Below are 21,090 nucleotides of genomic sequence, written 5' to 3' on the forward strand. Positions count from 1 at the left end.
ACCCGTCAGGCCGCGCCGAGGTCGGCGGCCGGTACCGCGGACGCGCGCTGCCCGAGCGTTTCCAGCCACCGCACCAGCTGCCGGTGCACCGCGTCGGCGCTGGTCAGCTCGATGTCCACGGGCCACGGAGCCGGGTGGATCAGCACCGGCCGGTTCTGCCAGCCGCCGAGGCCGCCGTGACACCCGATCAGCTCCTCGAACGCCGCGACTTCCAGGGTCTGCGGATCCACCATGCTGTTCACCAGAAGGTCCCCGGCGTGCGCGAGAGTGTCGTGGCGCCGCAGGTCGTGGGCGGCCCGCGGGCCGAACCCGGCCAGCGGGTCCGCACCCTCCACCCGGTCGTCGGCGAGCAGGCGCCGCCCCGCGCGGCCCAGCACCACCGCGCCGAGCCGGGCGGAGCGGACCATCACCCAGCCGATGCCCGGATGCGCGACCAGGCCCGGCAGCAGGGTGGGATGGTGCTGCTCGATCTCCTCCAAGGTCACCCGGCCGGGATGCCGGGCGAGATACACCAGCGCGAGGTTGCCGGAGGCGGCGACGACCAGCTCCGGCCGCCCGGGTCCGGGCGCGGACTCCGCCGGGTCCGGGCCCGGGCCGTCCAGCTTGGGCAGCAGACCCGCACGCAACGTACGGGCCCGCCCGGCCTGCTCGTCCTCGGGGGCCACCACGACGCTTCGGCCGGGTGCCGCGGCGAGCTCCCGGACCAGGTCTTCCAACGCGATCCCGTAGCGCTGCCGGAACGTCGCACCCTGGCTCTGCCCGTGATCGGACAGCACCACCAGGTGGTACGGGCGCGGCGCCGACCCGGCCAGTTCCTCCAGCGTGGCCAGTACGCTGTCGATGCCTTCCAGGGAGGCCAGCGCCTCCGGCCGGGCAGGCCCGGCGTGGTGGGCGATCTCGTCGTAGTCGACGAAGTCGCAGAAGATCGACGGGGCGCCGCGCATCATGTGTTCCGCGATCAGTGACAGGTTGAGGTGGCGCAGCAGCACGTTGGTGAGGCCGCGCAGCAGCACGTACGCGGCGGTGCGCGGGATGCGCGGCTCCACCCGCCGGAGCCGCTGCCGCCGGGCCTGGTGCAGTTCCTTGACGATCTCCCCGAACGTGAGGAACAACGAGCGGGTCAGCCCGAACGGGTCGACCAGGTACGCGCCGAGGAACCGCCCCGGCCTGCCCGGCGCCCGCGGGGTGCCCACCGTACTCATGGTGAGAATGCTCGTCGCTGCGTCGCCCGAGAAGACGTTGCTGACGCTGACCCCGCCGTCGGCGAGCAGCCCGCGGCCGTCGGTGCAGCGCGACTCGACCAGCGCACTGTCGTGCGGGTGGTTGGTGACGACGAGGCGGCCGGTTTCCTTCTCGTACCAGCGGAACGCAGGGACCTGGGCGCTGGCGCCGTGCAGCAGCCCGGCCTGGCTCGCGGGCGTGGTGGCGGGCAGTTCAGCGTGCCACTCGGCGAAGCTGTGGCTGCCGCTGCGCAGCCACCGGCTCAGCGTCGGCAGGGCGCCCGTGGACATCGCCATCCGGGCCAGCGGCGCGGACAGCCCGTCGATCTGAATCATCACGACACCGGGTACGTCGCTGACGGCCGCGGCCCGCCGGTGCCGCCGGTTGACCCGCAGCAGGTGCCGGGTCACGATGCCCGGCTGGCCCGCGGTCACCACCCACAGGCCGCCGCTGACCAACGCGCCGTACACCCACGACGCCCAGAACGCGGGCCAGAACCCGGCGACGTGCAGGCTCGGGGTCACCGACAGGGCGAGATACACCAGCACGGCCTGGCTCAGCAGCCAGCCGAGGAACAGGCCCGCCCACCCGACCCGCGTGAGCAGCGCCGCCGCGACGGGACGCAGCGCGGCGCCGAGCAGCCCCAGGACGACCGCGGCCAGCAGGACCGCCCAGCCGGAACCGGCCGAGATGCCCGGCAGCAGCCCGATGGTCAGACCCAGCGCCGCCCAGTCCAGAAGCACGATCGCGACCACAGTCGACACGCGCGGCGTCATGACCGCTCGTGCCCCTCGGCCGAGGCGGGGGCCAGGCGCGCGGCGGGCGCGATGACCTGCTGTTCCGGGGCGTCGTGCGCCGGTTCGCGGCTGCCGTACCGGACGGCCAGCGGCCCGGCCGACGCCCCGTGCGCGAGCACACTCAGCAGCACGGTCGCCACGACGACCGCGACCGCCGGGGTGGCGGCCTCACCCAGCTCCTCCACCGCGAGCAACGCGAAGACCACCGACGCGAGCCCGCGCGGCCCGAACCAGCCGACGAACGCCACGGTCCGGGCGCCGAGGTGGGCGCCGATCAGGCTCAGCGCCACGGGAACCATCCGGATCGCGGTGAGGCTCAGCACGGCGTACAGCACGACGTGCCAGTCGATCCGGCCGGCCAGCAGCGGCAGGCCGACCGCGCCGAACAGCATCCACACCAGCAGGGAGGCAAGACCCGCGGTCTGCTCGACGTAGAAGACCTCGCGCGGGCCGCCGCGCCCGGCGACCCGCCCGAACGCCAGGCCACCCACGAACGCGGCGACGAACCCGTTGGCGTGCACGGCCACCGACCCCGCGTACGCCAGCAGCGCCAGCGCCAGCACGGCCGGGCCCGCGAAGTTCTCCCCGGACCAGCCCCGCCGGGCGGTCATCCGCAGCAGCCATCCGCCGCCACCGCCCAGCGCCGCGCCGACGAGCGCCCCGCCGGCGAGCTGCAGCGCCGCGGCGAGCACCGTGCCGGGGCCACCGGTGCCGTGCTCGGAGGCGGCGGCACCGGCGAGCGCGACCACCACGATCGGGGTGACGAAGCCGTCGTTGAGCCCGCTCTCCACATTGAGGATCCGGCGGATCCGGGCCGGTACCGCCGGATGGCTGATGACCACCGCGCCGAGCGCAGCGTCGGTCGGTGCCAGCGCCGCGCCGACGAACAGCGCCACCCAGAATCCGGGGGTGCCGAGCAGCAGCCACGCGCACAGGGCACCGGCCGCGACGGTCAGCGGCAGCGCGAGGCCGAGCAGGCGCCCGTAGATCCCGGCGTCCATGCGCAGTTCGCGCAGGCCGACCCGGGCGGCGTCGGAGAACAGCACCCACACCAGCGTCGCCTCGGTCAGTGCGGTGATCGTCGCGGTTTCCGCCCGGCCGCCGAGGCCGATCAGTTCGGCGAGCACGACGCCGATGCCCACGAACGCCATCGGCGCGGTCAGGTCGGCCCGTTCCAGCCGCGCCGAGAACGCACCCCAGGCGAACATGGCGGCCAGGATCAACACGAGAGCGCCCGAGGTCACCCACCCATGCCACCGGGTACGGGCGGCCGGCGGATCGTCCGCCGCGAATGAGCACCTGCCGCCGCGCGTCCGGCGCCGTGACCGGCGGGGCGGGCGGTGTGGACCGGTGGTGTTCTCACTCGCCGCGGATGGGGCGCGGAACGTGGGTGGGTGGCCAGCATGGAACCGCTCCCCGGCGTCCGTCGTCGGACGTCCGGCCCGTGCGCCGGGTCGCGGAGAAGCAACCGAGGAAAGGTGACACCATGTCGGAGACCCAGCAGAGACCGACTTACACGGCCAACCAGCCGTACATCGCGCCGGGTCGCGAACCCACCGCGTGGGTGGGCTTCGTCCTGTTCGCCGGCATCATGATGCTGATGCTGGGCGGCTTCCAGGTCATGGAGGGCCTGGTCGCGATCTTCCGGGACGAGTACTACCTCGTGACGCGCAACGGCCTGGTCCTGACGATGGACTACACCGCCTGGGGCTGGACGCACCTGGTCATCGGCCTGGTCGCCATCGCGGCCGGTCTCGGCGTGCTGATGGGCCAGATGTGGGCCCGCGTGACCGGTATCGCCATTGCGGTGATCAGCGCGCTGGCGAATCTCGCGTTCCTGCCCGCGTACCCGGTCTGGGCCTCGATCGTCATCGCGGTGGACGTGCTGGTGATCTACGCGCTGGCGGTGCACGGGCGTGAGGTGAAGTCCAGCTGACGGCACCCCGGACCGGCCGGGCTCGATGAGGGGGTGCACCGGTGACCCGGAGGCCAGGGCGGTACCGCCCCGCCGTCGTCCGTCTGCGCGGACGTCTTGACGGCACCGTCGGTGGGCGACTGCCCGGCGACGTGGGAAACGGCGGATACGCCCTGCCTCGCGGGGTCATCGTGCTGCTCGGGCTGGCCGGTACGGTCGTCGCGGTCGCCGGGATGCGGGAGGTCTCGGACATCATCGGCCCGGTCTTCCTGGCGCTGATGCTGACCGTGACCGCGAGCCCGCTGAGCACCTGGCTGCGCCGCCGCGGCGCGCCCGCCTGGTCGGCCGGGCTGGCGCTGGTGGCGACCGTGTACGCGGTGCTGCTCGGTCTGGGCGGGGCGCTCGTCCTGTCCGTGGCCCGGCTCGTCGACCTGCTGCCGCACTATCAGGACAAGTTCGACCAGCTGCGCGCCGACACCGCGCAGGCGCTCAGTGACCTGGGCGTCGACACCCAGCACGTGCAGGACGTCGCCGGGCTGATCCAGCCGAGCAGCGTCACGGACGTGCTCCAGGCGGTGCTGGGCGGGATCGTCGGCGTGCTGTCCAACGGCATCTTCGTCCTCGCCGTCCTGCTGTTCCTCTGCCTGGACGCGGTGCATTTCCCGGCCCGGCTCGGCGCGGCGGGGCGGGAACGCCCCGAAGTGGTCGGTGCCTTGGGCTCGTTCGCCCAGGGCACTCGCCGTTACCTGCTCGTTTCCACGATCTTCGGGTTGATCGTGGCGGTGATCGACACCGGGGTGCTGTGGGCGCTGGGCATTCCCCTGCCGGTGCTGTGGGGGCTGCTGTCGTTCATCACCAACTACATCCCCAACATCGGCTTCGTGATCGGGCTGGTGCCCCCGGCGCTGCTGGGGCTGCTGGAGGGCGGACCCCGCCTGATGACCATGGTCATCGTCCTGTATTGCCTGGTCAACTTCGTGATCCAGTCGGTGATCCAACCAAAGATCGTCGGTGACGCGGTCGGCCTGTCCGCCACGGTGTCGTTCCTGTCGCTGGTGTTCTGGAGCTGGGTGCTCGGGCCGCTCGGTGCGCTGCTGGCGATCCCGCTGAGCCTGCTGGCCAAGGGGCTGCTCGTGGACGTCGACCCGTCGACCCGCTGGATGAACGTGCTGATCTCCAATGACGGCTCGCCGGCCGTACCGGACGGCCGGGTCCGGCCCGCAGCCGTCGCACGGCCGGGATGAGCGCCGTGGCGGGGCCGGAGCCGGGCGACTGGGAGGGCCGCGTCGAGCGGGCGCTGCTGGCGGTGCCGCGACGGTTGCGCCCTCCGCTGGCCTGGCTGGCCCGGCAGTGGGTCGGGCGGATGGTGGCACGAACCACGGCCGGGCTGGTCCGGGTGCAGATCTTCGACCGGTCGATGACGCTGGCCGCCCAGGCGTTCACGTCGATCATCCCGGTGCTGATCCTGATGGGCGCGCTGGTGGGGCCGGGCGAGAGCAGCCGGCTCGTGGATCTGGCGGGGCTTCCCGCCGCGGCGGGGAGCCTGTTCGTCGACGCGATCCGGCAGGGGGGTCTCGGCGCGTTCGGCGTGGTGGGCAGCCTGCTCGTGCTGGTCAGTTCGACCGGGCTGGCCCGGGCGCTGGGGCGTGCGTACTGCGCGGTGTGGGAGGTACGCCAGGCACCGTCGGGACCGCGCGCGACATGGCGCTGGTTCGCGACCGTGCTGACGCTGGCCGTGTTCATGGTGGGGAGCCGGCTGATGGGCTGGGTGACCCACCAGCTGCCGATGCCGCGCCTGTCGAACTCGCTGCTGCTGTTCGCGGCGGACTGCGGGGTGGCCGTGCTGGTGCCGTCGCTGGTGCTGGGCAGCGCGGTACGGACCCGGCTGCTCGCCACGGGCGCGCTGATCTTCGGGCTGGCGATGCTGGTCCTGCGCCCGGCCGGGGAGGTGTTCCTGCCCCGAGCACTGCACACCAGCGCCGACCGCTACGGCACCATCGGGGTCGCGTTCACGTACATCGGCTGGCTGTACGTCGTGGCATTCTGCCTGCTGCTGACCGCGATCCTCGGTCAGGTGGTGGCCGAGGACGAGGGCGCGCTGGGCCGCCTGGTCCGCGGTGAGGCCGCCGTTACGCCGCGCTGACCCCGACGGCGCGTGCTCCGCCCCGGGGCGTGCTTTCATGCGGTGCGGGTGATGACCGCGCCGCCCTGGCGGGGCAGCATCCCCGCCAGGGCATCCGTCCCGACCGGCCGCCGGCCCCGGACGATGCTCTGGTCGCGGTGAACCGCGACGGCCACGCAGACGAGGGGAGACGACGATGACCGTCCACCAGGACTCGGCCGTGCTGGGCTACCCGGCGATTCCGGAGCATCGGGACTGGCTGCGCCTGACCGTCGGGGTGTTCGCCCTCATGGTCGGCGTGGCCGCGTTCGCCTGGCCGGACGCCACGGTCCGCGTGATCGGCTTCCTGTTCGGGCTCAACCTCGTGCTGACCGGTTCCATCCACGCCGTGCTGCTGCTGTTCGTGCCGGGCTATCCGATGCTGTTCCGGGTACTGGGCATCACGTTCGGCGTACTCACCGCGCTGGTCGGCATCCTGTGCCTGCGCAACATCACCGCGTCGCTGGCGCTGCTGCTGGTGATCGTCGCGATCGGCTGGCTGCTGGACGGCCTGGTGCAGATCTTCATGGCGATCGGCCGGTCCGCGGAGGGCGCCCGGGGATGGCGCATCACCTCCGGGGTGATCATGGTGCTGGGTGCGGTCGCGGTGCTCGTGTGGCCGCACATCGGCCTGGCCACGTTCGTCTTCGTGGGCGCGACCATCCTGGTCTTCGTCGGCATCGCCCAGGTGGTCATCGCGATCGCCGGAATGCGCGCGGCCCGGGCATAACGGAAAACCATCCCCGACGGGTGAGGGGGCCGGGAGCGGGACCGGCGAGCGTGTACCGGAAGACCGGGTGGGATCCGCCTGCCCGCATTCAGGGGGCGTGCGATGAGCGACGGAACAGACACCATCGAGCAAGCGCCGTCCGGCGCCGTCGGCACGTCACCACCACCCTGGTACGCGCGCACCGCGGAGGACGTGGTGGCCGCGTTCGACAGCGACGCGGACCGCGGCCTGACCCGCGCCGAGGCCGCCGCGCGGCTGGTCCGGTACGGCCCGAACCGGATCGCCCAGGAGAAGCCCCCGTCGGCGTGGATGGTGGCGCTGCAGCAGTTCCGCGACCCGATGAACCTCATGCTGGTGGCGGTCGTGCTGGTCAGCGTCGCGATCGGCGAGGTCTCCACGTCGATCATCGTGGCGCTGCTCATCGTGCTCAACGTCGTGCTCGGCTCCCGGCAGGAGCTCAAGGCCCGGGCCAGTGTGGACGCGCTGGCGAAGATGCAGGTGCCCGAGGCGCGGGTGGTCCGCGACGACGAACTGCTCTCCCGGCCCGCCGCGGAGCTGGTCCCGGGCGACATCGTGCGCCTGGAAGCGGGCGACCTGGTCCCGGCCGACGGGCGCATCCTGCGCTCGGCGACCCTGGAGGTCCAGGAGGCCGCGCTGACCGGGGAGAGCGCACCGGTCGCGAAGCACGCCGGGGCGCTGCCCGCGGGTGACGTCGCGCTCGGGGACCGCTCCGACATGCTGTTCCAGAACACGTCCGTGACCCGCGGCACGGCGACGATGGTGGTCACCGCGACCGCCATGCTCACCGAGATGGGCCAGATCGCGACGATGCTGACCCAGGTCAAGCGGACCCGTTCGCCGTTGCAGCGGGAGCTGGACTCGCTGACCAAGGTGCTGGGCATCATCGCCTGGACCGCGGTCGCGTTCATCGTGGTGGTCGGGCTGCTGCGCGGCACGGCGTTCCAGGACGTGCTACTGCTGGGCACCGCGATGGCCATCTCGGCCATCCCCACCGGCCTGCCCGCGTTCGTGTCCGCGCTGCTCGCGTACGGGGCCAAGAGCCTCGCCGCGGCCAAGGCGGTGGTCAAGAACCTCACCGACGTCGAGACGCTCGGCGCCACCAGCGCGATCAACTCCGACAAGACCGGCACCCTGACGATGAACGAGATGATGGTCAAGGTGCTGTTCGCGGACGGCGCCTGGTTCACCGTCGAGGGCGAGGGCTATCGCAAGGTCGGTGCGCTGCGGTCGGCGGCGGGCGCCCCGGTGCCCGACTTCACCCGGCTGGCCCTGGGCCTGGTGCTGGCCAGCGACGCGACCGTCGGCGACGACGGCACCGTGATCGGTGACCCCACCGAGGCCGCGCTCGTGGTGCTGGCCGCGAAGCTGGAGGTGGACGCCGAGGAGACGCGCCGGCTGTACCCGCGGCTGGCCGAGGTGCCGTTCGACTCCGAGTACAAGTTCATGGCCACCTTCCACCGGTACGCCACTCCCGAGGGCGACCGCATCATCGAGCTGGTCAAGGGCGCACCGGACGTGGTGCTGGCCCGGTGTTCGGCCGCGGGGCGGCCGCTGCGCGACGACCAGGTGCCGATCGACCAGGTCCGCGCGGACATCACCGCCGCGAACCGGCGGATGGGCGAGAAGGGCCTGCGGGTGCTCGCGTTCGCGGCCCGGATCGTGGAGCCCGGCGACGAGGCGACGATGGCGAGCGACCCGATGTCGCTCACCCACGACCTCGGCTTCGTCGGGATGGTGGGCATCATCGACCCGCTGCGCGCGGAGGCCACCGACGCGGTGCACACCGCGCTGCGCGCCGGCATCGACGTACGGATGATCACCGGCGATCACGCGGTCACGGCGCAGGCCATCGGCGAGACGCTCGGGCTGGGCCCCGGCGCGATCAGCGGCAAGGAGCTGCAGGCGCTGTCCGATGAGGAGCTGGCCCGCCGCCTGCCGGAACTGCACGTCTTCGGCCGGGTGTCGCCGGAGGACAAGCTGCGGCTGGCGCGGATCATGCAGCAGCAGGGGATGATCGTGGCGATGACCGGCGACGCGGTCAACGACGCCGCGGCGCTCAAGCAGGCCGACATCGGTGTGGCGATGGGCAGCGGCAGCGAGGTCACGAAGCAGGCCGCCCGGATGATCCTCACGGACGACAACTTCGGCACGCTGGTGCACGCGGTCGAGATCGGCCGCCGGGTGTACGAGAAGATCGTCGCGTACATCCGGTACCAGATGACCCAGCTGCTGTCGCTGGTGATGCTGTTCGTGGCGGCCACCGCGTTCAACATCAACGAGGGGGTCGCGATGACCCCGTCGATGATCCTCTATCTGTTCTTCTTCGCCACCGCGGTCGGGGTCATCGTCATCGCCACCGACCCCGGCGATCCCGAGGTGATGCGCCGGCCTCCGCGCGACCCCAACGTCCCGATCATCAACCGTGCCGCGGTGTCGTTCTGGCTGCTGTACGCGGGCGTGTTGTTCGCGGCCGCGCTCATACCGCTGATCGCGGGCCCGGACGAACCCCGCGCGGACGCCCCGAGCGCCGCACTCACCATGACGTTCGTGGTGATGGGACTGGGCACCGTGGGCAACGCGCTGGTCAACCGCCGCGACCCGGCCAGCGGCCTGCTGCCGCCGATCCTCAAGGCGACCGGCGTCGGACTGATCACGGTGACACTGATCGTGCTGGCCACCACTGTCGGCTTCCTGCGTACCAGCCTGATGACCCAGCCGCTGACCGGCCCGCAATGGCTGGCCTGCATCGGTCTGGCCCTGGTGCTGCCGGTGGTGGCCGAGATCGGTAAATGGATCCGCCGCAGCCGGGCGCCGCGCCCCGCGATCGACCCGGTGCGTGCGGTCACGCCGCTGCGGGGCCGCACCGGCGCGGCACCAGCCGACGCTTGACCAGGGAGAACGCCATGGCGAAGCACAAGCACGCGAAGGCCCATCGGGACGACGACCACGCGAACGGCCGGGTGCTCGTCGCCGAGCGGCGGCCCAGGGCGGAGGAACCCGCGGAGGCGCCGCCCCGGATGAAGGAGAAGGAGTACCAGCGGGAGCTGCGCGGCCTGCACGGTGAGCTGGTCGCGCTGCAGGAGTGGGTGAAGGACACCGGCGCGAAGGTGTGCATCCTGTTCGAGGGCCGCGACACGGCCGGCAAGGGTGGCGTGATCAAGGCGATCACGGAACGGGTGAGCCCGCGCGTCTTCCGGGTCGTCGCGCTGCCCGCGCCCACCGAGCGGGAACGCTCGCAGATGTTCCTGCAACGCTACGTGCCGCACCTGCCGGGCGCGGGCGACGTCGTCATCTTCGACCGCAGTTGGTACAACCGTGCCGGGGTCGAACGGGTCATGGGCTTCTGCACCGAACGGCAGGCCCAGCAGTTCCTGCAGGCCACGCCGGAGGTGGAACGGGCCATCGTGGACTCGGGCGTCATCCTGCTCAAGTACTGGCTCGAGGTGAGCCCGGACGAGCAGACCCGGCGCCTGCAGAGCCGGATCAACGACCCGCGCAAGGTCTGGAAGCTCTCCGACCTGGACCTGATGTCGTACAGCCGGTGGTACGACTACTCGCGGGCCCGCGACGACATGTTCCGGGCGACCGACACCGCGTGGGCGCCGTGGTTCGTGGCGTACACCGACGACAAGAAGCGGGGGCGGCTCAACATCATCACGCACCTGCTGGCCAGCCTGCCGTACCGGCCGCTGCCGCACCGCGAGGTGACCCTCCCGAAGCGGCAGAAGCCGGACGGCTACGTCGAACCCGACCTGCGGGTGCGGCACGTCCCGACGCCGTACTGACGCTCAGGCGCCGCCGAACACCTGCAGCAGGATGTCGCGTTCCGCGTCGGTGAGGTTCGTGGCGATCAGTGTGCTGTGCCAGCCGCGCATGCGTTCCCCGAGGCGGTCGAGGTCGCCCTGCTCGGTGACCAGGAACAGCGCCGACGTGCCCTCGGTCACCTCGTTGCGGATCCGTTCCAGCTGCTCCTTGGTGATTCCGGCGTCCTCGGTGGCCTTGGCGAGCGCGCCGAGTGCGGCGCCCGCCAGCCCGCCCAGCACCGGGATGAAGAACAGCGTGCCGATCAGCAGCCCCAGCAGACCGCCCCAGCCCACCCCCTTCCAGGTCTCCTCGTGGCCGTGTTTGGTGTCCGGCTGCGACTGCCCGGCAGGCCACCGGATGACGGCATGATCATCGATCTTGACCAGCCCGTCCGCCTCGGCGTTGCGCAGCAACCGGACCGCCCGGTCGGCGCCGTCCGGATCGTCGAACTTCCACACGGTGAAGGCCGTCATCGTCTACTCCCGGTGTGAGGGGAACGGGTGGTACCGGCCATCGTGTCCGGACCGCGACCCGGCCCCCCTCATCCCTGCCGGGCTATTTCGCAGCCCAGCGGCAATCTCGTCCGGCCAGGATGATCCACTGGCGCCGGATCCCGGCCGATTCTGACGGTACGGCGGTGAGACAGTCCGAGAGCACGGACGGAACCCCAGGAGGTGCCCCGTCTCGTGATCCCCCCGGACGACGCGTCCCGTACCGGCAGCGGCCCGGACGCACCCGAGCTGCTGGAGTTCCTGCTCTACCTGGGCAGCGGGCTCACCGCCGCCGGTGAGGCCGTCAACCGGATCGAGGACCGGCTGCGCCGGGTCGCCACCGCGTACGGGGCAGATCGTCTGCGGGTCAGCGTGCTGCCGACGTACCTCATGATCGCGCTCGGACCGGGACAGCCCGCCACCCTGGAGCTGACCCCCCAGACGCTGCGCCTGAACCAGACTGCGGCGCTGTACGACCTGCTCAAGTCCGCCGAGCACGGCGAGGTGGTTCCGGCCGAGGGGGCCCGGCGGGTCGGGGAGATCCTGGCCATGACGCCACGCTTCGGCCGTCCGGTGACCATCCTCGGGCACCTGACCCTGACCGCGGGCATCTGCATGCTGCTGCGCCCGACCGTGAGTGATCTGTTGCTGGCCGCGGCGTTCGGCGCCCTGATCGGCGTCCTCAAGATATTCGCGGGGCGCTGGGCGAGCGCGCAGATCCTCATGCCGGTGGTCGCGTCCTTCGTCGTCGCCGCGCTCACCCTGGTGGCGGCCGGCTCGGGCTGGGCCGACGCGGAGGCCCGCGCGATGATCGCCCCGTTGGTGACGTTCCTGCCCGGCGCGGTACTCACCATGGGGGTCGTCGAGATGTCCGCGGCCCAGCTCGTCACGGGGGCCAGCCGGCTGGTGGCCGGAACCCTGCAACTGGTGCTGCTGGCGTTCGGCCTGCTCGGCGCGGTCCAGATCGTGGGCCTGCCCCGGCCGGACGTCGTGGTCGTCACCAGCGAGTACCGGCTCGGCGCGTGGGCGCCCTGGGCCGGGGTGTTCCTGGTCGGCGTCGGCAACTACCTGTTCCGGTCCGCGCCACCCCGGTCCCTCGGCTGGCTCTGCCTGGTCCTGTACGCCGCCTGGGTCGGCCGCTACCTGGGCGAACAGATCTTCTCCGGCTACCTGAGCGGCTTCACCGGCGCCCTGCTGATGACGATGGTGGCGTACGTGGTGGAGCGACGGCCGTCGGGCCCACCCGCGCTGGTTTCCTTCCTGCCGGCCTTCTGGCTGCTGGTCCCCGGCGGGGTGAGCCTCATCGGAGTCACCGAGGTCCTGAGCACCGGCACCGCGTCGGCCACGGCGGACCTCATCGGCGCCACCGGCACGATCATGGCGATCGCCCTCGGAGTGCTGTGCGGCTACCCCATGTACCGGCGGCTCGGGGCTAGCTGACCAGACCCAGGTCGTGGCTGGTGTTGTTGAACCGGCGCCCGCCGTCCGCGGTCACCGTGACGATGTCCTCGATGCGCACCCCGAAGCGGCCGGGCAGGTAGATCCCCGGTTCGATGGAGAAACACATGCCCGGCACGAGCGGGCTCACCTCGCCCTCCACCACGTACGGCGGCTCGTGGGTGGTGACGCCGATGCCGTGGCCGGTGCGGTGGATGAAGAACTCGCCGTACCCGGCCTCGGTGATCACCCGCCGGGCCACCCGGTCGACCTGCTGAGCCGGCACCCCCGGCCGGACCGCCTCGAACGCGGCCTGCTGCGCCTCGCGCACGATGCCGTGCACCGTGCGCACCTCGGGGTCGCCCGGCTCCCCCACGGTCACGGTGCGGGTGGTGTCCGAGCCGTACCCGGCGAGCAGGCCACCGAAGTCCAGCACGACCGCGTCGCCCGGCTCGATCACCCGCTCCCCCGCCTCGTGGTGCGGGTTCGCGCCGTTGGGTCCGGAACCGACCACGGTGAAGTCCACCTGCTCGTGCCCGAAACGGCGCAGCAGCCCGGCCAGGTCCGCCGCCACGTCGGTCTCGCGGCGCCCGGCGAAGCGGACCTTCAGGATCTCCGCGTACGCGGCGTCGGCCGCCGCACCTGCCGCCGCCAGCCGGTCCAGCTCGGCGCCGTCCTTGACCCCCCGCAACATGGGCAGGCCGTCCGTCAGCGACACGTACGCCGTTCCGGGGCGCACCCGCTGCAACCCGAGCAGGTGCATGGCCCACGTGGAGTCGGAGATGCCGTACCGCCCGTCGGGGTGCAGCAGCGACCCGGCCACCTCGTACGGGTCGGTGCCGTCGGTCCAGTCGCGGAACGTCACCGCGCCCGCCCCGGGCGCGGCCTGCGCGTCGGGGCGTTCCAACGTGGGCACGATCAGCGTGGGCGGGCCGTCCGGGGTCAGCACCAGCAGCGTGAGCCGTTCCAGGACCGCGATCGGCCGGTACCCGGTCAGCCAGGTCAGGTCCGGGCCCGGGGCCACCAGCAGCCCGGCCAGCCCGGCATCGGCGGCCGCGGCCCCGGCGCGGGCGATCCGGGCGGCGTAGTCGTCCACGGTGAACGGAAGGAGCGTCGGTGCCACGGGCGCACTCATGTCGCCTCCGATGATCAGCGCAGCGAGGCGCGACACCGGTCGTCGATGTCGCACCCGAATCTACGTGTCCGCCCGTACCCTCGCGACCGCTTCACCGCGGCTCAGTCGCGCAGCGACCCGGTACGCCGGTCCTTGTCCACGGCGATGCACTTGACGGTGCGGTCGTCCGCCCACGAGTCCTGCCTCGGCTGCAGGTCGTATGTCTGCACATCGTCGTCGGGCTTCTTGAGGTACTTGCGGATCTCGGCATCGCACCGGTCCTCGGCCAGCTTGGTCACCTTCGCATCCCCCGGCCACGGGCCGGCCGGCAGCTCGAAGACCGCGGCCACCTCACCCTGGTGGGGAACGGAGCACGGCACGACCGGCACGTCCGCGACGCTGCCGGATTCCAGGACCTTGTCGATGCAGTCGCCCTTGTGCAGGCCGTTGACCGCGACGTCCTCCGGGCGGACCGAGGGACGAACGGAGGGGCGGACCGAGGGACGGACCGACGGGTCCGCGCCGGCGGCGGCCCTCGTCCGGCCGCTCCTGGTGTCGGCGACACCGTTCTCGGTGTCGCCGACCACGATGACCAGGGCCACCACCGCGACGACCAGCAGGACCCAGCAGCCCGACGCGACGAGACCGCCGATCGCCAGGCCACGGCCGCCCTGCCGGCGCCGGCGGATCTGGCCCAGGGCGACGAAGCCGAACACCATGCTCACCGGCACGGCACCGAGAATGCCCGAGATCAGCGACGCGATCGCGAAACCGTTGGTCCCGGCCGGTTGCGGCGTAGGGATGCCCGGGAAAGTCACGCCGGGCGGCAGGCCGTACGGCGCGGCGGGCGGCCCGGGCGGAGGGAAACCGGCCGCCGGGTGGGGCGGCTGCGGCGCAGTGGCGGAGGTCGGGGCGGGCGGCATCTCATGCGGGAACTGCTCAGTCACCCGAGGACGCTAACAATCCAGATGATCTTTCGTCGCCCCGGACGATCTCGATCCGGCATCGACCAGCATCCCAGCAGCCCCGGACTGCTGCGCCCGATCGGCGACTGCGGCACCGGCTCGTGAGGCTCAGTCGCGCAGCGAACCGGTCCGCATGGCCGGGTCGGCGGCGACGCAGGTGGCTCCGCGGTCGTAGCTCCACGACGCGCGCGACGGCTGCAGGTAATAGATCTCCAGCTTGTCGTCCGGCTTCTTGAGGTACTTGACCAGTACCCGGCTTCAGCCGCGTGACCGAGGCCGTGCTGTCCCCGGCCACCACCGTGGAGGAGCCGGCGTCTTTCAGGCCGGAGAGCACGCCCAGCCCGATGGCGACCGCGAAGACCAGGGCCCAGCAGCCCGACGCGACGAGGCCACCGATCGCCAGGCCGCGGCCGCCCTGACCCCCTGCACCCGAGCCGCACCCGAACCGAGCTCACGACCACCGCCGGTACGGGCGATGAGTGCGCTGTGGCACACACCGACACGGCCCGGCGGCTGGCTCTTTGCGCGCTGTCGCTTGCGCTCGTCGCCGTGCCCGGTGCCGCCGCCGCGGCGTCCACCCGGCCGCCGTCGGTGACCGCAGGCGCGGACAGCGACCCGGCCTCCGACCTTGCCTCGACCGGCCCGGCCCGGGCGGAGAAGCCGCGCGGCAACCCGCGGGCGTACAAGTTCCTGAGCCGGTCGGCGCCGGCGGATCTGATCGCCCGCTGGAACCCGTGCAAGCCAATCGGCTACCGGGTCAACCTCGACCGGTCGGACAAGGGAGCCCTGACCGACGTCAGGGCCGCCGTGCAGCGCGTCCACCAGGCCACCGGCCTGCGGTTCGTGTACCGCGGCACGACCCACGCCGTCCCGTTCGCCATGCGGGGCTACTCGGGCACCTACCCGGCTGACACGAACCTGATCATCGCGTGGGCCACCCCCGGCAAGCAGAGCACCCAGATCCCCGTCGACGCCGGTGGCCTGGCCGGCATGGGGGGCGCGTGGTGGCAGGGGGCGTACCTCCGCACCGGGCGGGCTGCCAGCCGGATCACCAGTGGGTTCGTCGTGCTGAATGCGTCGATGCACCTGCCGGCCGGATTCGGCCTGGGCGACAAGATCGGCTGGCAGGGCACCCGCGGCCAGGAGCTCATGCACGAGATCGGTCACGCGGTCGGCCTCGACCACCCGAAGATCCATGACACGTACGAGATCATGTCGCCGACCCTGAGCCGGAAGAAGGCGGTCTGGGGCGCGGGAGATCTCCACGGGCTGCGCGGCGTCGGCAATGCCGGCGGATGCCTGTACGACTCCGATCCCACCGCCGAGCCCGCCTCACCGGCCGCGTCCGGCGTCTCCGACCTGGCGCACCAGGTCCCCGCGGACAACCGGCACGAGGTGCGTCCCCTGCCCTGACGGGTGCACGCCCGGGTCCGGGCGGTCATGGTTGCCCGGATCGCTGCCCCGCTGGCCCTGGCGACCCCTCCGCTGCGCAGGCCACGATGCAACCGGCTGTCGGCAGGCGCGACCTTGATCGACGGCGGAAGTGGGCGTGTTCGGCGGACAGTCCGGGCGCGGCGGCAGGGGGCGGCATGGGCGTGTTCGACCGCGATCAGCAGGCGGACGCGGAACCCGCGAGCCAGGACCGCAAATCCACGCCGCGCCGACCGGCCGGTGACGCGCTCGGTGTCCTCGGCGCCGGTGGCAACCGCGCCGTGGCCCGCCTGATGCAGCAGGGCGCCGACAGCCCCGGCCCCGCCGGGCTGGCATCGCGGATCGCGGCACGACGCGGCCAGGGAAGCCCGTTGGCCGACGACGTCCGTTCCCGCTTCGAGGCCGGGTACGGCGCCGACCTCGGTGACGTGCGGGTCCACGACGACACCGAGTCCACCGCGCTGGCCGACGCGCTGCACGCCCGCGCGTTCACGACCGGCCGCGACGTCTTCTTCGGCGCGGACGGCTACGACCCGGACACGCCGTCCGGCTCCCACGTGCTCGCCCACGAACTCGCGCACACGCTGCAGGACGGCACCGGTAGCCGGGCGTTCCCCGCCGGGTCGGAACTGCAGGTGAGCGACCCCGGCGACGCGGCCGAGCGGGAGGCCGAGCAGGCCGCCCGTACGGTGCTGGCGGGTGGCCGGGCCGAGCTGCCCGGCGCGGGCGCCCCCGGGGTCGGCCGGACGCTGGTCCGCCGCACCCCCGGCGACCTCAGCGAACGTGACCTGCTGCTCAACGTCATGTTCGGCGGGAACTCGGTGAGCTGGGACTTCCCGGTCGCCGACCTGGATTCGGCGCTGGTCGCGAACCTGCGCGCGGACCCGGCGCGGATCCCGGCGATCGAGGCGCAGATCGTGGCGGCGCTGCACGACGACGCCGGTCCGGTGCACGAGAGCCAGACGTTCCTGCAGAGCCCGCCGGTCGCCGACGACCTGCGCCGGGACCTGGCGGGCTGGCCCGCCAGCCGGGTGTTGCCGCTGTTCACGGGGCGGATCGCGGCGCGGGCCGCGGCGGTGCGCGCGACGCGGCTGCGCTACCCGCTGGAACAGGGTCTGGAGGCGTCCGGCACGCTGCGGCCGGGCGACATCGACTGGGCGCAGGAGGTCGTCGCGCTGCGCGGGCACTCCCCCGGCCCGGACCGTACGGTGCTCGACGCCGCCCGCAACGACCGTTTCGCGCTCGCGCTGTCCGTGCTGGACGCGGAGGCCCGGACCGGTCCGCAGCCCGCACCCGGGTTGAGCCCGCACCCGGACCTGCTCGGCCCGATCATCTTCGCGAAGTACGCGGCCACCGACCCGGCCCCGTCGGAGCTGCAGACCGCGGACATGATGCACACGCACAGCGAGGCGTTCCTGGCGCAGTGGCTGCCGACGATCCGCGACGTCCGGCTGATCCCGGACGGCTTCGACCTGTCGGCGTTCGAGCCGACCGGCGAGATGGACCAGCTCCGGCGTGAACTGATCAACCAGTACATCCGCGAGGCCGCACCCCGCACGATGGAGAAGTACCTGCTGGACCGCTGGGCCGGTGACCAGCGCAGCCCGGAACAGTTCATCCGCACCGCGGACATCAACGCGCTGCGGCACGACCTGATCGACCATCTGGCCAAGGACTTCCCGCGGTGGGCGATGACCCAGCCCGGCTTCCGGGGCGCGTTCTGGTCGGACGTGGGTCAACGGGCGGCGTTCACCGCGCTGAAGACGCTCGTGCTGGCGGGGCGGGCGTTGCAGTCGTTCCACGCGGGCCTGGCGGACCGGTTCGCCACGGTCGGCGCGGACCAGCTGAGCCAGGAGGAGTTCGCGATCGCGCAGGACCCGTACGGGTACAGCCAGAAGATCGCCGCGATCGGGACCGTCACCGCCGCCCTGACCCAGCAGCTCAAACCCGGCGAGCTGCTGGAACACGGTCTGCTCGGCTGGTATCAGGCGATCGCGGCGACCTGGTCGGTGGGCGGGGAGGACGCCCGCGGGGCCGCGGGGCTGCTCGCGGTGTTCCAGGGCCTGGGCGGGCTGAAGTCCGCGATCGAGGCGCAGCAGACGGCCAGCCGTACCCATCTCGCTCTTCAGCTGGACACCAGCTACGAGGCGATCGCGGCGGTCATCCGCAACGAGGCGCGGGCCGCGGACGAGTTCATCCAGACCAAGTGGATACCGATGCTCAAGGTGGTCGCGCTGGAGCAGATCACCCGCAACCGCGACGAGATGAAGGAACACATCGCCAACTGGCCGAAGTACCGGGCGGAGGCGGTGGCGAAGTTCAAGATCTGCGGGCACTTCCTGGACGACCTGATCACCCGGCTGCAGTCCGGCGACGTCGAGTCGGCCACGATGGGCACGCAGGTGATCACCCCGGCCGAGCTGCCCGCGCTGATCCAGGCCCGCGACTTCATGAAGGGCGAGGCCGCGAAGCTGGAAAGCGACGACGAGGCGGAGTCCAAGAAGGACGACATGACGGAGGCCGTCGCCGGCTTCGAGAAGGTTCGCAAGCGCATCCTCAGCGGCGACTACAAACCGGTCGACTACTCCAAGGCGGTGTACGACGAGGCCCGCGCCCGGCTCGGCCTCGTCGGATACGACGACTGGGTCACCATGGGCCAGGCGCTGGACCGGTGGGCGGTCGTGCCGCAGAACCCGTTCCTGGCGTACGCGATCGCCCGCTGGCAGTGGGAGGAGCACGTCAAGCAGCTCGACCACGAGTTCCTGGTGTTCATCGGGCTGGGCCTGCTGACGCTGGCGTCGTTGGTGGTGCCGGGCGCGGCCGGGGTGGTGCTGACCGCGATCGACGTCGCGGCCGGCATCGCGCAGGGGGTCAAGGGCGTTTCCGACGCGTACGCGCTGGTCGACCTGGCCGAGCTGGACCCGACCGGCGCGATCGGCGGCGTCACGATCGAGCAGGCCCGGGCGGCGCTGCACACCGCGTGGATCGGGCTGGGCATCAACATCGTGCTGGTGGGCGGGCTGGGCGCGGTGTGGGCGGCGATGAAGCTGGCGGGCCGCGGCGCCGGCAAGATCCCGATGGAGCTGGAACGCCTGTCCGCGCTCGCGAAGGTCAACCCGGTCGCGGCGGAGAAGATGATGGCCCAGGTCAAGGACCTGGTGAAGCTGGAGGATCTGCTCGCCACCACGGGCGACTCGCTGCTGCTGGAGAAGATGCTGGCCAAGACCGGCGACGTGCGGCACCTGGAGTACGCGCTGATGTTCGGCGATCCCCGCAAGATTGCCGACCTGCTGGAGCTGGCCGGGGACGCGGGCAAGCTGGGCAAGGTGCTCGACCACGTACCGGACGCGGTGACCGCCGAACGGTTGCTGCGCCTTACCGACGACGCGGACGGGCTGGCCCTGCTGCTGCGCAGCGCCGACAACGCGGGCATCGCCGAGGCGCTGCTGAGGTGGACGAACCCGCGGATGGCCGACAAGCTGATCGGCCTCGCGGGCGGCGAGCAGGGCGGCCTGCTCACGTTGAGCACGTCCGGGCTGTCCCCGGAGACCGCGGCGGCCCTGCTGCCCCGATGCGACAGTGCCGCCGAGCTGGCCGCGCTGGTCAAGAGGATGGACAAGGGCGCCGAACAGGTCGCCGGTCTGCTGGCCAAACATCCGCCGGGCGAGCTGCGCGCCCTGCTCGACCGCGGAATCCGTCCGTCCGAGGTGGAGATGGGTGTGGGCACCCCGGCGCTCGGTGCGCAGCCGACGTTCCCCGCCAACACCATCCCGATGCCGGACGCGTCCAAGGCGATCCTGCGCGAGTACGGCCTCGACGGTCACCCGATGCTGCAGACGATCCAGCCGCACGAGCTGGGCCGGATCCGGACCCTGGCCGACGGTGGGGGCCTGTCCAAGAAGGTGCCAGCGGAGGTCCGGCAGAAGGCGGCCCAGTGGGCGGCCGACGGCGCCACCGGCCCGGGCAACTTCGTGGACCGCTGGGAGTACTTCAAGACCCGTGTCGACGAGGTGTCGCTGACGCTGGACCCGGCGCTGTACCGCAACCAGAACCTGAAGGTGGTGGCCGCCCGCCAGCTCACCGACGACGTCAGCCTGCTCGACAAGGTGTTCACCACGCGTGCCCAGACGATGCGGGAGCTGGGCGGGATCGGCTGGGCCGACCTGGGCGCACCGGCCGGTGCCGACCTGGTGAAGGGCAACGCCACGAAACTCACGTTCGGCAGCGAGGCCAACGCGGCGTACCACCCGGTGAAGCACCGGGCGGAGCTGCCGCTGTCCGAACGGGCCGCGCCGACCGGCGGCTTCGATGCGCAGGCGGCGGCGTACCTGGCCAGCGCCCGCCGCACCGTGGCCGAGGGCGCCCTGGCTTCCGCGGAAACCAGCGAGGGCGCCACCAGAATGGTGTTCAAACGCACCACCGAGGGGGTCGAGATGACGGCGATGGTCATCACCCGCGACCAGTACGCGCTGATCGCCAGCCTGACCGGCAAGACGATCCGGTGAGCGACGTCGACGAGCAGGTCCAGGCCGCGCTGCGGGAGCTGGCGTACGCGGCGGCGCACGACGACGCCGAGAGCGCGATCAACGCGCTGACCCGGATCGGCCTGGCCGAGGCCGCGCTGGGGCCACGGTCGCTGGCCGAGGTGCCGAAGGCCGCGGACGTGCTCCGAGCGGCGGCGGCAGGGCACGGCCCGCTGATCGCGCGGGCGGCAGCCAATGTCGACGTGGCGATGAGGCGCGGCGACGACGGCCTGGTCGACGCGCTGCTGGCCCGCAGCGGATACCAGGTGCTGCTCGATCTCGGAACGTGGCCGCAGCCCCCGCTGGACGACTTCCACCTCGGCGAGGCGGACGAGGAACTGGCCGACGCGGTGGCCGCCGATCCACCCGAGGTGCCGGATGGCATCCCGCACACGCACCGCTGGTGGTGGCCCGCCGGGCGGTGAGCGTTCCTGATCACGGTCCGGGCCGCGCACCGTGCCGGGGGCGACCAGGTGTGGT

At 72.2% G+C, this 21,090-nt stretch carries 15 protein-coding genes; 10 read left to right on the forward strand and 5 right to left on the reverse strand.

The window, feature by feature from the left end:
* Positions 1–5: 5 nt before the first annotated feature.
* Together ACMCNK_RS13095 and ACMCNK_RS13100 are read right to left on the reverse strand one after the other, a co-directional pair.
* Complete coding sequence (locus ACMCNK_RS13095) at positions 6–1,985, reverse strand: phage holin family protein (protein WP_412736681.1); 1,980 nt, start codon at positions 1,983–1,985, stop codon at positions 6–8.
* An 8-nt stretch (positions 1,986–1,993) separates the two neighbouring features.
* Entirely contained in the window at positions 1,994–3,262 is a 1,269-nt protein-coding gene (locus ACMCNK_RS13100) for a cation:proton antiporter (RefSeq protein WP_412736682.1), read from the reverse strand.
* Positions 3,263–3,504: 242 nt separating this feature from the next.
* Between ACMCNK_RS13100 and ACMCNK_RS13105 the strand changes: the two genes are divergently transcribed.
* The 6 genes from ACMCNK_RS13105 (at position 3,505) to ppk2 (ending at position 10,630) form a co-directional block, all read left to right on the forward strand.
* A complete protein-coding gene (locus tag ACMCNK_RS13105) occupies positions 3,505–3,954 on the forward strand; it encodes a hypothetical protein (protein ID WP_412736683.1) in 450 nt (149 codons plus the stop codon).
* A 41-nt stretch (positions 3,955–3,995) separates the two neighbouring features.
* Positions 3,996–5,177 (forward strand): AI-2E family transporter, encoded by a 1,182-nt coding sequence (locus tag ACMCNK_RS13110; protein WP_412736684.1) that lies wholly within the window; start codon positions 3,996–3,998, stop codon positions 5,175–5,177.
* Complete coding sequence (locus ACMCNK_RS13115) at positions 5,174–6,076, forward strand: YhjD/YihY/BrkB family envelope integrity protein (RefSeq protein ID WP_412736685.1); 903 nt, start codon at positions 5,174–5,176, stop codon at positions 6,074–6,076. Before ACMCNK_RS13110 ends, ACMCNK_RS13115 begins: the two co-directional genes overlap by 4 nt.
* 175 nt (positions 6,077–6,251) lie before the next feature.
* A complete protein-coding gene (locus ACMCNK_RS13120) occupies positions 6,252–6,824 on the forward strand; it encodes an HdeD family acid-resistance protein (protein ID WP_412736686.1) in 573 nt (190 codons plus the stop codon).
* A gap of 102 nt (positions 6,825–6,926) precedes the next feature.
* A complete protein-coding gene (locus ACMCNK_RS13125; protein WP_412736687.1) occupies positions 6,927–9,734 on the forward strand; it encodes a cation-translocating P-type ATPase in 2,808 nt (935 codons plus the stop codon).
* 14 nt (positions 9,735–9,748) lie between these two features.
* Complete coding sequence (ppk2, locus tag ACMCNK_RS13130) at positions 9,749–10,630, forward strand: polyphosphate kinase 2 (protein ID WP_412736688.1); 882 nt, start codon at positions 9,749–9,751, stop codon at positions 10,628–10,630.
* 3 nt (positions 10,631–10,633) lie between these two features.
* Here ppk2 and ACMCNK_RS13135 read toward each other — a convergent pair whose 3' ends face one another.
* Complete coding sequence (locus ACMCNK_RS13135; RefSeq protein WP_412736689.1) at positions 10,634–11,122, reverse strand: DUF1269 domain-containing protein; 489 nt, start codon at positions 11,120–11,122, stop codon at positions 10,634–10,636.
* Positions 11,123–11,335: 213 nt separating this feature from the next.
* On the opposite strand from ACMCNK_RS13135, the gene ACMCNK_RS13140 reads away from it, so the two are divergent.
* Positions 11,336–12,580, forward strand: a complete 1,245-nt coding sequence (locus ACMCNK_RS13140; protein ID WP_412736690.1) for a threonine/serine ThrE exporter family protein — start codon at positions 11,336–11,338, stop codon at positions 12,578–12,580.
* Here ACMCNK_RS13140 and ACMCNK_RS13145 read toward each other — a convergent pair.
* Together ACMCNK_RS13145 and ACMCNK_RS13150 are read right to left on the reverse strand one after the other, a co-directional pair.
* Positions 12,573–13,712 carry a M24 family metallopeptidase gene (locus ACMCNK_RS13145; protein WP_412736691.1) on the reverse strand — a complete coding sequence of 380 codons (1,140 nt, stop codon included), beginning with the start codon at positions 13,710–13,712 and terminating at the stop codon, positions 12,573–12,575. The two genes, ACMCNK_RS13140 and ACMCNK_RS13145, sit on opposite strands and share 8 nt — an antisense overlap.
* A 101-nt stretch (positions 13,713–13,813) precedes the next feature.
* On the reverse strand, positions 13,814–14,638 hold the full coding sequence (locus tag ACMCNK_RS13150; protein ID WP_412736692.1) for a DUF4190 domain-containing protein: 825 nt from the start codon (positions 14,636–14,638) through the stop codon (positions 13,814–13,816).
* 504 nt (positions 14,639–15,142) lie between these two features.
* Between ACMCNK_RS13150 and ACMCNK_RS13155 the strand changes: the two genes are divergently transcribed.
* The 3 genes from ACMCNK_RS13155 (at position 15,143) to ACMCNK_RS13165 (ending at position 21,035) form a co-directional block, all read left to right on the forward strand.
* Complete coding sequence (locus ACMCNK_RS13155) at positions 15,143–16,069, forward strand: hypothetical protein (RefSeq protein WP_412736693.1); 927 nt, start codon at positions 15,143–15,145, stop codon at positions 16,067–16,069.
* A gap of 176 nt (positions 16,070–16,245) precedes the next feature.
* A complete protein-coding gene (locus ACMCNK_RS13160; protein ID WP_412736694.1) occupies positions 16,246–20,592 on the forward strand; it encodes a DUF4157 domain-containing protein in 4,347 nt (1,448 codons plus the stop codon).
* On the forward strand, positions 20,589–21,035 hold the full coding sequence (locus tag ACMCNK_RS13165) for a hypothetical protein (protein WP_412736695.1): 447 nt from the start codon (positions 20,589–20,591) through the stop codon (positions 21,033–21,035). The genes ACMCNK_RS13160 and ACMCNK_RS13165 overlap by 4 nt, the downstream gene beginning before the upstream one ends.
* The last annotated feature ends 55 nt before the right edge of the window (positions 21,036–21,090 follow it).

Source organism: Krasilnikovia sp. MM14-A1259 (genome assembly GCF_047159535.1).
Taxonomy (GTDB): domain Bacteria; phylum Actinomycetota; class Actinomycetes; order Mycobacteriales; family Micromonosporaceae; genus Actinoplanes.